The organism is Polaromonas sp. P1_G2 (assembly GCF_056405515.1).
The window spans coordinates 1-399 of sequence record NZ_JBFUBY010001458.1; the positions used below are offsets into that span (position 1 = coordinate 1).

The 399-nt window shown below is 62.7% G+C and carries 1 protein-coding gene; it reads right to left on the minus strand.

From position 1 onward, the window contains the following. Positions 1-295: FAD-dependent monooxygenase (locus tag AC1D0P_RS31065; RefSeq protein WP_477680243.1), on the minus strand; the 295-nt coding region annotated here is incomplete at its 3' end. Positions 296-399: the final 104 nt, after the last annotated feature.

The following is a 399-nucleotide window of genomic DNA, read 5'->3' on the forward strand; positions in this document are numbered from 1 at the left end:
CGACGAAGGCGCAAATCGGATCGGCGCCAGCAAACATTTCGAGGCGCTCTCGCCGGTCGCTCTTCACGCCGATCGCAAAGCGGTCCGTGACACTGCGGATGATCGGGCCGACAGAATGGGGCAGGGCATTCAACGTCTTGACTGTCAGGCCGCCGGCACAAGGTTTTACCCGCGGGAAGGCGGCCTTGTCGACGACGAGCACCTTGAGGCCAAACGACGCCAGCCGAATGGCCGCCATCGCGCCGGACGGGCCAGCGCCGATAACCGTGACGTCGAAATCTGTTTTGGCGCTCATGCGTTAGGCGACTTCCGAATTGGTTGCGCGCCCTGTTACATCGCTTTTACGCCGGCTTCCAGTTCGATTGTTACGGCCGGTCGGATGCCCGGCCGGCCAGTAAC